This is a genomic window from Enterococcus sp. DIV1083b (assembly GCF_051713705.1).
Lineage (GTDB): Bacteria > Bacillota > Bacilli > Lactobacillales > Enterococcaceae > Enterococcus_D > Enterococcus_D casseliflavus.
The window spans coordinates 393,127-405,231 of the sequence record NZ_JBIOQJ010000001.1; the positions used below are offsets into that span (position 1 = coordinate 393,127).

Annotated in this window: 13 protein-coding genes, 1 riboswitch and 1 other annotated feature; of the genes, 9 read left to right on the forward strand and 4 right to left on the reverse strand. The window is 44.6% G+C overall.

Annotation, left to right across the window (positions count from 1 at the left end):
- Positions 1 to 9: 9 nt before the first annotated feature.
- Together IGI69_RS01845 and IGI69_RS01850 are read right to left on the reverse strand one after the other, a co-directional pair.
- Positions 10 to 1,599: an ABC transporter permease subunit gene (locus tag IGI69_RS01845; protein WP_016609561.1), complete on the reverse strand. Its 1,590-nt coding sequence runs from the start codon at positions 1,597 to 1,599 to the stop codon at positions 10 to 12.
- Between the two features lie 115 nt (positions 1,600 to 1,714).
- Positions 1,715 to 1,888, reverse strand: a riboswitch (Lysine riboswitch).
- 147 nt (positions 1,889 to 2,035) lie between these two features.
- Complete coding sequence (locus tag IGI69_RS01850; RefSeq protein WP_005227198.1) at positions 2,036 to 2,338, reverse strand: hypothetical protein; 303 nt, start codon at positions 2,336 to 2,338, stop codon at positions 2,036 to 2,038.
- A 317-nt stretch (positions 2,339 to 2,655) separates the two neighbouring features.
- On the opposite strand from IGI69_RS01850, the gene IGI69_RS01855 reads away from it, so the two are divergent.
- Both IGI69_RS01855 and IGI69_RS01860 read left to right on the forward strand, forming a co-directional pair.
- A complete protein-coding gene (locus tag IGI69_RS01855; protein ID WP_438739500.1) occupies positions 2,656 to 3,573 on the forward strand; it encodes an ABC transporter ATP-binding protein in 918 nt (305 codons plus the stop codon).
- 1 nt (position 3,574) lies between these two features.
- Positions 3,575 to 4,336: an ABC transporter permease gene (locus IGI69_RS01860; RefSeq protein ID WP_438739502.1), complete on the forward strand. Its 762-nt coding sequence runs from the start codon at positions 3,575 to 3,577 to the stop codon at positions 4,334 to 4,336.
- A gap of 75 nt (positions 4,337 to 4,411) precedes the next feature.
- Here IGI69_RS01860 and IGI69_RS01865 read toward each other — a convergent pair whose 3' ends face one another.
- Both IGI69_RS01865 and IGI69_RS01870 read right to left on the reverse strand, forming a co-directional pair.
- Entirely contained in the window at positions 4,412 to 5,317 is a 906-nt protein-coding gene (locus IGI69_RS01865; protein ID WP_438739504.1) for a sensor histidine kinase, read from the reverse strand.
- 14 nt (positions 5,318 to 5,331) lie between these two features.
- Positions 5,332 to 6,000: a response regulator transcription factor gene (locus IGI69_RS01870; RefSeq protein WP_438739506.1), complete on the reverse strand. Its 669-nt coding sequence runs from the start codon at positions 5,998 to 6,000 to the stop codon at positions 5,332 to 5,334.
- Between the two features lie 157 nt (positions 6,001 to 6,157).
- Here IGI69_RS01870 and IGI69_RS01875 point away from each other — a divergent pair, with 157 nt between their 5' ends.
- The 7 genes from IGI69_RS01875 (at position 6,158) to IGI69_RS01905 (ending at position 12,064) form a co-directional block, all read left to right on the forward strand.
- On the forward strand, positions 6,158 to 6,850 hold the full coding sequence (locus tag IGI69_RS01875; RefSeq protein ID WP_438739508.1) for an NAD-dependent protein deacylase: 693 nt from the start codon (positions 6,158 to 6,160) through the stop codon (positions 6,848 to 6,850).
- Positions 6,851 to 6,863: 13 nt separating this feature from the next.
- Positions 6,864 to 7,712: a chorismate mutase gene (locus tag IGI69_RS01880; protein WP_008376222.1), complete on the forward strand. Its 849-nt coding sequence runs from the start codon at positions 6,864 to 6,866 to the stop codon at positions 7,710 to 7,712.
- Positions 7,709 to 8,233 (forward strand): transcription repressor NadR, encoded by a 525-nt coding sequence (locus IGI69_RS01885; protein ID WP_005227206.1) that lies wholly within the window; start codon positions 7,709 to 7,711, stop codon positions 8,231 to 8,233. Before IGI69_RS01880 ends, IGI69_RS01885 begins: the two co-directional genes overlap by 4 nt.
- 11 nt (positions 8,234 to 8,244) lie before the next feature.
- Positions 8,245 to 8,763, forward strand: coding sequence for a cysteine hydrolase family protein (locus tag IGI69_RS01890; RefSeq protein WP_086293862.1), 519 nt, complete (start codon positions 8,245 to 8,247; stop codon positions 8,761 to 8,763).
- Positions 8,764 to 8,816: 53 nt separating this feature from the next.
- Positions 8,817 to 9,055, forward strand: a binding site (T-box leader).
- 359 nt (positions 9,056 to 9,414) lie between these two features.
- Positions 9,415 to 10,491 carry a methionine ABC transporter ATP-binding protein gene (locus IGI69_RS01895; RefSeq protein WP_010748679.1) on the forward strand — a complete coding sequence of 359 codons (1,077 nt, stop codon included), beginning with the start codon at positions 9,415 to 9,417 and terminating at the stop codon, positions 10,489 to 10,491.
- Complete coding sequence (locus IGI69_RS01900) at positions 10,492 to 11,172, forward strand: methionine ABC transporter permease (RefSeq protein WP_010748680.1); 681 nt, start codon at positions 10,492 to 10,494, stop codon at positions 11,170 to 11,172. It begins immediately after the preceding gene.
- Between the two features lie 52 nt (positions 11,173 to 11,224).
- Positions 11,225 to 12,064 (forward strand): MetQ/NlpA family ABC transporter substrate-binding protein, encoded by an 840-nt coding sequence (locus tag IGI69_RS01905; RefSeq protein ID WP_005227209.1) that lies wholly within the window; start codon positions 11,225 to 11,227, stop codon positions 12,062 to 12,064.
- The last annotated feature ends 41 nt before the right edge of the window (positions 12,065 to 12,105 follow it).

A 12,105-nucleotide genomic window follows, 5' to 3' on the forward strand; every position in this document is an offset into this window, starting at 1 on the left:
TCTTCCTCCTTATTCGTTCGGGTTGATGTCTTCTAATTTGACATACGCACTGGGACCGTCCATTTTGCGTTCAACAAAGCGCAAGATCTGGGTGGCACTGATGGTCAAGACTAAGTAGATCACACCGATGATCGCAAATGTTTGGAAGTATTGGAAGTTCGTTCCAGCAGCTGATGTACCTTGGAAGAAGAGGTCCGCAACACTGATGACACTTAAGACGGCAGTATCTTTGATATTGATAATGATCTCATTTCCGGTAGCTGGTAAAATATTGCGCATTACTTGCGGCAACACGACTTTGATCATGGTTTGCCAATGGGTCATTCCGATGGCTTGAGCTGCTTCAAATTGGCCGTCATCTACAGCAAAAATCCCTCCACGAACGATTTCAGACATGTAGGCACCCGTATTGATAGAAACGATCAGCACAGCTGCCAGCGTGCGATTCATGGAGACACCAAAGGCTAGAGCCGTTCCGTAGAAAATAACCATTGCCTGAACCATCATTGGGGTACCGCGGAAAACTTCGATATAGATGGTCAGCAGGCCGTTGACGATTCGTTGGAAGAAACGTCCTACTGGATTTTCTGAAAGCGGCAGTGTCCGGAAGATACCGACTAAAAGACCGATGATTAATCCGATGATCGTTGAAAGGATCGCGATGAATAAGGTCAAGCCAGCGCCTCGTAAAAAGAGCATGCCGTAATCATCAATGATTTTTTTGAAATCAGCGATCAGACCTTGATCCGCCGTTTCTCCGCTGGCATCTGCAGGCTGATCTAAGACTGCTTGATCCATCAGGGAAACCCGTTCTTCTTCAGAGATTCCTGCAAGGATCTCATTGACTTTTTCAACATCGGGATCGCCTTTGCGCATCCCGACTGCTACTTGGACGTCTTCTGGATTGGTTTCAAAACCGGCCCCTTCATCGAACTCGACCATCTTCAGATCAGGATTTGCCCCGACGGCAGTGACGCCTTCTGGACGTTCGCTGACGTAGCCGTCAATGATGCCCGAAGCTAAAGCAACGCGCATGGAGGAGAAGTCCCGCATGGCTTGTTCTTTTTGGACCTCAGGGATTTGATCAATGACCGTATAATGGAAGGTATTCAGCTGAGCAGTGATTTTTGCCCCCGAAAGATCGGCGAGGCTTTTGGCATCGGCGAATGCTCCATCTTTACGTACTACGACCACCAAGTCGGATTCATAGTAAGGATCGGTAAAATCAATTTGCTCGCGGCGTTCGGCCGTTGGTGACATACCAGCGATGACGGCATCGATAGTCCCCGCCTGTAAAGCTGGCGGCAGACCGTCCCATTGGGTTTTAACGATCACTAATTCCTTGCCTAAACCTTCAGCGATTCGTTTGGCGATCTGGACATCGTAACCGCCGGCAAACGCCGAGCCTTCTTCCCCAGAAATCGGCACGGCACCATTGGCGTCCGTCGTTTGCGTCCAGTTGAAGGGGGCATAGCCTGCCTCCATACCGACACGGAATTGTTCCGCAGGCGTTTGGTCATCCGCTTGCACGGTTAGGGGCAGCTGAATGAGGGTTAGACAGAGGGCGAAGACCGCCCAGATCCAATTATTTTTTTTCATTTTATCTCTTTCCTTTCACGAGTTGGACAAGCAGGTAAGGATGAAAAAGCAAAAAAACAGCCGTACTCCATGATTGGAAAACGGCTGTTGACAGGTCATCGTCGACAAACCTTTCACAAAACATAGCGCAACTTAGACAAGCTAAGACAGTCCGCAAATTGTTCATTTGCGGCCCAACAAAATCGATGCAAGCAAAACCGATCTTGTTTCGGCGATGTTCCCTAGCTCTGCTGTAAACGTGTTGCTTCACTCAGCAGGATTAATGAACCTCGCGACCTCTACCTAAATGTTAAAGGGTACTCGTATTTAATTTGATTCTTCTCAGAGTTTAGAAGAAAAGCACCCAAATGTCAATTCTTTTTAACAAAAAAACGACCATTTCCCTATTTTTATCAAAGAGAAAGCGGATCGTTTTTACGAGTGTCTATTGGAACCCTTAAGCGACTTTCGCTTTTGGTTCACGGCCTAAAACAGCTTGGATGACTGTCAAGCCAAGCAATAAGCCAAGTGCTAGATAGATGAGGCTTGAGTATTGTGTAACGCCCCAATCTTGTCCTAAGGTACGGTAAACCACAAGGACGATGGCTTGAATGATTGCTGTGATGACATTTAAAAAGCCAAATGCCCATAAATTGCCATTTTCTTTACGTGCTAAATAGAAGATAGAGAAATATAAGCTGACTGCCAACCAACCGAAACTGATAATGATCATTGCCCAATAAATAATAGCTGCTACCAATGTATTTCACCTCACTTTGATTCGTGACTAGTTTACCACGTTTTTTGTTCCTTGTCATGAAGGAATCTCTTTCTTTGTGAGGCAAAAAACAAAGCGCAAAAGCTGCAGCAAAATGATCGTTTGCTATATTTATTGCTAGAGGGGTTGCTGCCAAAGAGGGATTTTCTTCAAAAGGTGCATTTTCAGCTGTGTATAATAGAAATAAGTTGTTTTTTTTGCAAAAAACTACGAGTTAAGAATCAATTAATAATTAGTTAATAGCTGATTTAGATCTGCTTGCTAGAATGATCACAGAAGCAAGCAAGGAGGAAGTAGAAATGGAAAATGTTCTTAAAATCAAAGGATTAAACAAGCGTTACGGCAAACAGCTGGCGCTGCATGATGTCGATCTAACGATCGCCAAAGGAGATATTTATGGATTGGTAGGGAGAAATGGTGCTGGGAAGACGACCTTACTAAAAGCGATCGTGCAGTTGATCCAACCCACCAGTGGCAGTCTGCAATTGTTTGGTGTTGAAGGCGGCAAATCCTACATCCAGATGCTGAAACGGGTCGGTAATGTGATTGAGACCCCAGTTGCTTACGACCAATTGACCGCAGAACAAAATTTGAACTATTATTGCAAAATCAGCGGGGTGGTGGAACCTGATGCCGTTAGTAAAGCACTGGCGTTTGTTGGTTTGACCAATGTCGGCAACAAGAAATACCGTGATTTTTCTTTAGGGATGAAACAAAAACTGGGCTTAGCGATTGCTTTATTGAATCAGCCAGATTTTCTAATTTTAGATGAACCGATCAATGGCTTGGATCCTGTCGCGATCGTTGAATTTCGAGAGCTGCTTTTACGATTGAATCAAGAACGCGGCATGACGATTTTGATCTCCAGCCATATTTTAGAAGAGCTGTACTTAGTGGCTACACGCTTTGGAGTCATTAGTGAGGGGCGTCTGATCAAAGAGATGACCAAACACGAATTCGATCTGATGGCGAAACGGTTTATTCAATTAGAAGTCGATGATGTAGCCACAGCTAGCCGCTTACTGGACAGTCAGCTGATTTCTGAATATAAAGTTGTCAGTGACCACAAGATCCACATCTACCAAGAAAATGTATTGATTCGTGATCTAATCCGTCAATTGGTTTATGAAGGGATCGCTATCGACCAGATTTCTTTTGAAGGGGAAAACCTAGAGTCGTATTTCAAAGAGTTAGTGACAAGTGAAGGGGGAAATTAAGATGTTGAATTTTATTCGGGCAGATTTGTATCGTTTATCTAAAAGTAAAAGTTTTTGGATCACAGAAGGAATTATTTTATTGTTGGTGATTTTAGCGGTTGTTTCAAATGGTGACGTGGGAGTCACCCTGGGAGATAGTACGCAAACCACAGGCAGCCTTGCCGAAATGACGGGCTTTCTTGCGATCCAGACCAGCCTGTCTTCCATGTTATTGTATTATTCACTGCCGTTAGTGATGCAAGTTTTAGGGAGTGAGTACACGAAAGGGACGATGAAGAATATCATTACCGTCGGTGTTTCTAAACCCGCCTATCTTTTTGGAAAATTCTTAGTGTATGCGTTGGTACTTGTCTTGCAAATTTTGGCTATATGCTTAGTGAGCTTTGTTACGGGGACGATCATTGGTGGTGTCGGCTTTGAAGACATCTCTCAGCTAGAAAACTTAGTGTATTATTTCGCTGGCTTTGTATTGATCTTACTGGCTACCTCATCCTTTGCCTTGTTGGTGTTGTATTTGACCAAAAATACAGCAGTCAGCGTGTTGGCGACGATCTTTATTCCGATGGGCTTTGCGATTGCACGTTTTTCTTTGCCAACCTGGAAATTCTTAGAATACTTGGATTTCCAAGGCGGATTAGAAATGGTGACTATGACCACTTTCAAAACGTGGGAAATGGTTCAACCAATTTTTGTCGGGAGTCTGATCAGTTTGTTGCTTTGTCTTTTGGCTGCACATCTGGTGTTTAAGAGACAAGAATTATAAAGAAAAGAAAAACGTCCAACAGGACCGACCGCAAAAGGTCAGACTGTTGGGCGTTTTTGTCCGTGTAGCCAGTGATTAACGGGACTTAGCAGACTGCTGCCAAGACAAAGTCAAACGAAACGTCTCTTCGGTTGTATCCAGTTGAATCTCGCCAGCTAATGCATGAGTCAATGCCGCGATGATATACAGACCAAGTCCAGCTTGCTGTTTGTGCCGTGAAAGGTCTTCCGTATAAAAGCGGTGAGTCAATTTTTCTGGGTGCTGGATCGGTGTCCTCAGCTGATTTTCCTGTTGGAAAACGATGCGATCTCCTTGTTGTTTCAAGCGGATCGTTCCCGTTTCATTGCCATGTTCCAGCAGATTACCAAGGACATTTTGAAAAATACGCTGCCAACTTTTTTTATCTGAAATGATCATGATATTGGGTTGGATCGCAACCGTCAGTGATAAATGGTTTTCCTCAAAAGAAGGATAGAGTTGGAGCAGTTCCTCCTCCAGCAAACGAGAAAGATCGAATTCTTCTAAGGTCAAAGCCAGTTGATTGTCTTTGAGGCGCTGATAGGTCAATAACTGTTCCAGATGATTTTCGACTTTTTCTAGGTTACTGCTGACTTTTTCCAACAGCTGCAGCTGTTGGTTGTTGAGGGTCTTATCGGCTTGCAGCAGTTGTGTGTAGCCGCTGGCGACCGTTAAAGGTGTGCGCAAGTCGTGAGAGATATTTTGAATGGCTTGTTCCAACTGCTGGTTTTCTTGCAGTATTTGATAGTGCTGCTGCTTATTTTTTCTAAGTATCTGATTGTTTAACAAGGCGATCGCTTTTAAAGCGGGCACTCGGGTCTGCAAATGGATCTCTTGATTTGTTTCGATTTCGCTGATTCTTGCTAATTGCTGGTGGTACTTTTTCAGATCATAGAGTAAGAAAAACCAATAGCCCAACAATAACACAACGATCAGAGCGGCGAAAAACTGAAGTATATGCATGAGGTTCCTCCTTTTTAAGCTAGCTTGACGCCGATGCCCCAGACAGTATCGATATACGCTTCCTCTGGATCGAGTGTTTTGATTTTGCTGCGTAAATGGCTGATATGGACATTGATCGTGTTTTCTTCACCGTAGTAAGGTTCTTGCCAAACAGCTTCATAGAGCATTTCTTTGGTATAAACTTTTTTTGGGTTGGCTAAGAGCAGGGAAAAAATCTCAAACTCCTTTTTCTTTAACTGAACCGTTGCCTCTCCTCGTTGCAGCTGAAACGAGTCAGGCAACAGTTGAATGTTTTTATACGAGAGGCTGCTGGCAACAGGAGAGGCTTGTTTATTTGTGCGCAACTGAACAATGATACGGGCTTTTAATTCTTCGACATTGAAGGGTTTGGTCAAGTAATCATTGGCACCCGCCAGCAAAAGGGTGGAAACATCGGCTGGTTCATCTAAGGCAGTCAAGATAATGACGGGGACCGTGGAGGTTTGGCGAATCTCTTGCAAGACTTGTGTCCCATCTTTACCAGGGAGCATTCGATCTAGCAAAATCAAGTCGAAAGCATCTTGCTGAAAAAGTAGCAGACCTTCCGTGCCTGAATAGGCTTGATGGACAGTATAGTCAGCTGCTAAAATAGTAGCCAACATTTCGCTGATCTCATTGTTGTCTTCGATAATCAAAATTTTCATTTGGTTTTCCCATTCTCCTTGCATTTGTTGCATCTATTATAAGCAATTCCGCACGAAAAAGCATTAGTTGCTTTTAAAAAAGAAAATGGCTGATTTTTCGCAAAAACGGTTCTTTTTCGGTTAGAATAAGAGAAAAGCCATAAAGGAAGTTAGAACGATGAAGGTATCTATTGAGCAAGCAATCGCAGCGGTCACCGCCGCATCATCCGTGACCTTTTTGACGGGTGCCGGTGTTTCGACCCCATCTGGCATTCCTGATTACCGCTCCTTAAAAGGGGTCTATCAAGGAGTGGCCCAGCCAGAGTATTTGTTAAGCCATGACTGTTTAGAAAACGAACCGGAAACATTTTATCAGTTCGTCAAGCACCTCTACCATCCTCAAGCACAGCCTAATATCATTCATCAGAAAATGGCTGAGCTGCAAGCGAAGAAAACCGTCTGGGTCGTTTCGCAAAACATCGATGGCTTGCATGAAAAAGCAGGCAGTCACCAAAGAATCGATTTTCACGGCTCCTTGTACAACTGTTATTGCCGAAAATGCGGCAATTCGGTACCTTGGCAATCGTATTTGCAAGATTGGCACCATGCAGGGTGCGGTGGTCAGATTCGGCCAGCGATCGTGCTTTACGGGGAAGGATTTACGGATGAAACCATTGAGGGAGCCATTCAAGCCGTTGCTCAAGCCGACCTGACGGTGGTCGTGGGGACTTCGCTGCAAGTCTATCCTTTTGCAGGGCTAGTCGATTACAGCCAGCAGGTGTTGGTCATCAATAAGGAACCATTGGCGATCCCGAATGAATATGGCATGTTGACCGCAGCAGCCGAAACGTTTTTCCAGAAAATTGAATGAAGGAGTTTATGATATGACACAACGTACCGAAAAAGAGAAAATGATTGCTGGCGAATTGTACTTTTCCCCAGATCCAGAATTGGTGGCAGATCGAAAATATGCCCGTGAACAAATGAACCTGATCAACCAAGAAACTGATACAAAAATCAAAGAGCAGTTACTAAAAGAAACTTTCGGCTCTGTGACTGGTCGAATCTATATCGAACCGAATGTCCGCTTTGATTATGGCTACAATATTTCTGTCGGCAAAAACTTCTATGCTAACTACGACTGTGTGCTATTAGATGTTTGCCCGATTACCTTTGGCGACAATTGTATGCTGGCACCCAATGTTCGGTTGTTTACGGCGACTCATCCATTGCATCCGGTCAAACGAAACAGCGGCTTAGAATTAGGGGCACCGATCGTGATTGGCGATAACGCGTGGATTGGTGGCGCGGCCACGATTTTGCCAGGGGTCCGCTTAGGCAACAATGTCGTGGTAGGCGCTGGCAGTGTCGTTACCAAATCATTCCCAGACAATGTTGTGTTGGCGGGAAATCCAGCACGGGTCATCAAGACGATCGATTTAGAAGAAGAAAACAACCAGCAAGATCCCTTGGCTGTTCAGCGGGCAGCGATCGATGACATTGATTGGCAACTCACGCATCTTTTGGAAAAACGTATGAGCACGGTCAACGAAATCGTACAATTGAAGAAAAGCAGTCAATTGCCAGTATTAGATGAAAATCGTGAAGAGAAAGTGCTGGAAAACATTCGGCAGGCGATTTCTAATCAAGCCTATGAAGAAACGATTTTGGCTATGTTTCAATCAATTATGAAACACTCAAAAACCTATCAAGAGAATCAATTGGAGGAATGAGTATGGATGGAGGAACACGTCGAGAAAACATTTTAGCGGCATTGAAGCAAGCGGACAAAGCGATCAGTGCCAGCAAACTGGCAGAATCCCTCGGAGTCAGCCGTCAAATCATCGTTGGGGACATTGCCTTATTGCGAGCAGCTGGTGAAGCGATTGTGGCTACGGCTCGCGGCTATCGGCTGCAAGCGCTGTTGGATGAGGCAGGACATGTCAGCAAGCTCGCAGTGCAGCATCGACCTGAACAAACGGAAGAAGAATTGCGCATCTTTGTCGCTTGTGGTGTGGAAGTGGTCGATGTCATCGTTGAGCATGAGATCTATGGAGAGATCACTGGCAATTTGCAGATCCAAACAGACCAAGACGTGACTGATTTCATCAACAAAACCAAACATGCAGAAGCCCGCTTGCTCTCAGATTTAACCAATGGGGTACACTTGCATACGTTGCGCTACACCGATCCTGCGGCTCTGGAAAAAGCCAAACAACAGTTAGCAGAAAAAGGCATGCTCTACCAAAATTGAGGAGTGAAGTGATGCAAGATGTCTTATTGATCATTGACTTGCAAAATGGGGTCTGTCAAACAAATGACCAAACAATTGACCATTTGTCGGAATTATTGCTGTTCGTCAACCAACGAATCCAACGATATCGTAAAGAAGAAAAACCAGTTATTTTTGTTCAGCATGAAGAGGAGACGTTGCCCTACGGTAGCAAAGCATGGCAACTGCACCCAGCATTGGCCTATGAACCAACGGATCGTTTGATTCGAAAAAAACACGCCAATAGTTTTTTTCAAACAGATCTACAAGCGGTCTTACAGACAAACCAAGTGCGTAGTATCGAATTTGCTGGTGCTCAGACGGAATATTGCCTTGATGGCACGATCAAATTCGCGCATGGTCTGGGTTATCAAAACGTCGTGTATGCCCAAGCCACAACGACGTATCCAAGCCGAGGACGATCAGCAGCTGAAATCATTGATTGGTACGAAATGATCTGGCAAGGACGCTTTGCGGAAGTCTTGGCAAATCCTCAGATGAAAAAATTGTGATTTTTTGTTGACAAGGCGTTCATTTTCGAGTAAAGTACTCTTCAACAAGAATAATGAATCTGTTGAGAAGGAAAGTAACCGCGGATACTTCAAAGAGAGACTCTGGTTGGTGGAAAGAGTCAAGTCAGAAGCGATGAAAAATGGCCTTGGAGGATTGATTGTCGATAAGTAGGCAATCACGGATGCGCACTACCGTTACAAAGTGCACCAATCTCTAGCACGACTAGACGTTGGGTTGAGGGAAGGGAAACCTTCTAAACAAAAGGTGGTAACACGAGTATTCGTCCTTTTACTAGCAAACGCTGGTAAAAGGACTTTTTTTATACCCAAAATCAAATAGCACCACACACGAAGAATTGGTAAGTACAAAAGCACGTTTTTTCAACAGAGAGCTTCGGTAGCTGAAAAGAAGCATCAAACGACTTTTAGAAAATGGCCAAGGAGTGATTCGTTCCGAGCAGTAGTTTGCAAGGCGACGACGGTAGCGACCGTTATCTGGCTAGAGTATGATCGTACTCGAAAAGGAGCTGTATGCGAGTGCAGCTTAAACTGAGGTGGTAACACGCAAAAAGGCGTCCTCAAACAAGTCACAGGTGACTTGTTTGAGGATGCCTTTTTTTATTGAAAAAGACAAGAACTAGGGGGAAGACGATGATTTCATTAAAAGACATATCAGTAACATTCAATCAACCAAAGAAACCCGCGATCCAAGCGGTCAAAAACGTATCGATCGAGATCGACAAAGGGGACGTGTACGGCATCGTGGGTTACTCAGGCGCCGGGAAAAGTACGCTCGTCCGTGTAATCAACTTATTGCAGCGCCCAAGTAGCGGCAGCGTCGTCGTCAATGGCACGGAGCTGACCACGCTTTCGGCGAAAGCTCTGCGAGAAAAACGGAAAACGATCGGAATGATCTTTCAGCACTTCAACTTGATGGACAGTCGCAATGTTTTTGATAACGTGGATTTTTCCTTGAAATATGGGGGACGGTCCAAACAGGAACGTCATCAAAAAGTTACCGAGCTGTTAGCATTGGTGGGATTGGAAGAAAAAGCCCAAGCGTTTCCTAGCCAACTATCTGGAGGACAAAAACAGCGGGTCGCCATTGCCAGAGCTTTGGCAAATGATCCAGAGATCTTGCTGTGTGATGAGGCAACCAGCGCCCTTGATCCAAAAACGACCTTACAGATATTGGCTTTGTTGAAAAAATTAAATCGGACTCTCGGTTTGACCATCGTGATCATTACCCATGAAATGCAGGTCGTCAAAGAAATCTGCAACAAAGTGGCAGTGATGGAAGACGGTGAAGTTATTGAGCAAGGTTCAAGCGTTCAGATTTTCAGTCAACCAGAAAAACCATTGACCAAAGATTTCATCCGAACGGCGACGCACATCGACCAAGCCTTAGAAACGATCCTTGGCAGTTCGAAGTTTTCTTCCTTGGCACCAAATGAATGGCTGGTGGAGCTGTCCTACGTTGGCGATCAAACCAATGAACCACTGATCGCCCAATTGTACAGCCGCTACAAAGTGACCACCAATATTCTTTACGGCAACGTGGAGATCTTGCAAGAAGTGCCGATCGGCAGCTTAGTCGTTAGCTTATCTGGCGAATACCATCAGCGTAAACATGCCTTAGAATACTTGAAGGCGCAAGGAGTTTACACCAATATTTTAAAAGAAAATCATGCAGAACCATTAAACAATGTGATTAAAGGAGGATTTTAGATGGCTGCCTTATTAGAAAGATATTTTCCCAATGTTGTTGCGATCCAAGATGAATTTGTGACAGCAACGATCCAAACCTTGTATATGGTTTTTTGGACCTCTTTGATTGCGGGCATCTTAGGTATCTTGTTAGGGATCGTCTTGGTAGTAACTCGACCGAATGGGATTTTAGAAAATCGACCGCTCTTTGAATTTCTCGATAAAGTCATCAATGTGGTCCGCTCGATCCCCTTTATTATCTTATTGACGTTACTAGGAACCTTTACCCGATTCCTTGTTGGAACGACCATCGGCGAAACAGCAGCATTGGTTCCTCTGATTGCTGGGATCATCCCCTTCTTTGCTCGGCAGATCGAGATCGCCTTGCTAGAAGTTGACCCCGGTGTCGTAGAAGCAGCTGAAGCGATGGGCACCAGTCCTTTCGGTATCATTTTTCGAGTCTATTTACCAGAAGGCGTGGCGGGAATCATTCGGGTCTCTGCATTGACCGTGATCAATGTGATCGGATTGACCGCCATGGCAGGAGCTGTTGGCGCTGGTGGTTTAGGCAACTTAGCCATCACCCGCGGGTACAACCGATTCCAGACCGATGTCACGATCATGGCGACCTTGATCATCTTGGTATTCGTTTTTATCAGTCAATTTGTCAGCAACCTACTCATTAAACGAGTATCACACTGACCACCACTTACGTACAAATAAAAAATCAAGCAAGTCTATGGAGGAAGCAAAAATGAAAAAAATCGTACAATCAATCGTCTTAGGGGCAGCATTATTATTTATTACAGGATGCGGAAACAATGGCAGTGCCGCAGCCAATGACCAAGAAGAAGTGACGGTGAAATTAGGGGTGATCGGGGCGGACACCGACGTTTGGGATGATGTCAAGGATCGTTTGAAAGACGAAGGCATCAATTTAGAATATGTCCAATTCTCTGATTACAATCAACCCAATGCAGCTTTAGCTGATGGTTCCATCGACCTTAATTCATTCCAACACCAATTTTTCTTGGACAACTATAATGAAGAATTTGGTACTGATCTCGTATCGATCGGCAATACAGTCAATGCGCCATTAGGCATTTATTCCGACAAAGTGACGGATGTCAACGATTTGGCGGAAGGAGCTAAAGTTGCGATCCCTAATGATGTGACCAATGGTGGTCGGGCATTGCTTTTATTACAATCAGCTGGATTGATCAAAGTGGATGAAGCAGCCGGACAAACACCAACGGTCGCGGATATTACAGAAAACCGTTTGAACTTAGAAATTTCAGAACTTGATGCAGCGCAAACCGCCCGGGCACTTTCGGATGTCGATGTTTCGGTCATCAATAGCGGCATGGCGGTGGATGCAGGATTTGTACCAACCGAAGATGCGATCTTTTTAGAGCCTGTTGATGAAACGGCCCGTCCTTACGTCAACATCATTGCCGCCCGTAAAGAAGAGGAAGACAATGAAGTTTACCAAAAAGTGGTCGCTGCTTACCAAACAGAGGATACGAAAAAAGTCATCGAGGAAACGTCAAAAGGATCAAGCGTTCCTGCTTGGGAAACCTTTGGGGCAAAATAAGCACCATGTAATTTGATAAAAAAACTGAAAAAGCATGTATA

Bases quoted from the DNA above. Each gene is read 5' to 3' on its own strand.
- IGI69_RS01900 (WP_010748680.1), top strand. From the start codon at position 10,492: ATGGCTGCCTTATTAGAAAGATATTTTCCCAATGTTGTTGCGATCCAA.
- IGI69_RS01880 (WP_008376222.1), top strand. From the start codon at position 6,864: ATGACACAACGTACCGAAAAAGAGAAAATGATTGCTGGCGAATTGTAC.
- IGI69_RS01870 (WP_438739506.1), bottom strand. From the start codon at position 6,000: ATGAAAATTTTGATTATCGAAGACAACAATGAGATCAGCGAAATGTTG.
- IGI69_RS01905 (WP_005227209.1), top strand. From the start codon at position 11,225: ATGAAAAAAATCGTACAATCAATCGTCTTAGGGGCAGCATTATTATTT.
- IGI69_RS01885 (WP_005227206.1), top strand. From the start codon at position 7,709: ATGAGTATGGATGGAGGAACACGTCGAGAAAACATTTTAGCGGCATTG.
- IGI69_RS01875 (WP_438739508.1), top strand. From the start codon at position 6,158: ATGAAGGTATCTATTGAGCAAGCAATCGCAGCGGTCACCGCCGCATCA.
- IGI69_RS01865 (WP_438739504.1), bottom strand. From the start codon at position 5,317: ATGCATATACTTCAGTTTTTCGCCGCTCTGATCGTTGTGTTATTGTTG.
- IGI69_RS01890 (WP_086293862.1), top strand. From the start codon at position 8,245: ATGCAAGATGTCTTATTGATCATTGACTTGCAAAATGGGGTCTGTCAA.
- IGI69_RS01855 (WP_438739500.1), top strand. From the start codon at position 2,656: ATGGAAAATGTTCTTAAAATCAAAGGATTAAACAAGCGTTACGGCAAA.
- IGI69_RS01860 (WP_438739502.1), top strand. From the start codon at position 3,575: ATGTTGAATTTTATTCGGGCAGATTTGTATCGTTTATCTAAAAGTAAA.
- IGI69_RS01895 (WP_010748679.1), top strand. From the start codon at position 9,415: ATGATTTCATTAAAAGACATATCAGTAACATTCAATCAACCAAAGAAA.
- IGI69_RS01845 (WP_016609561.1), bottom strand. From the start codon at position 1,599: ATGAAAAAAAATAATTGGATCTGGGCGGTCTTCGCCCTCTGTCTAACC.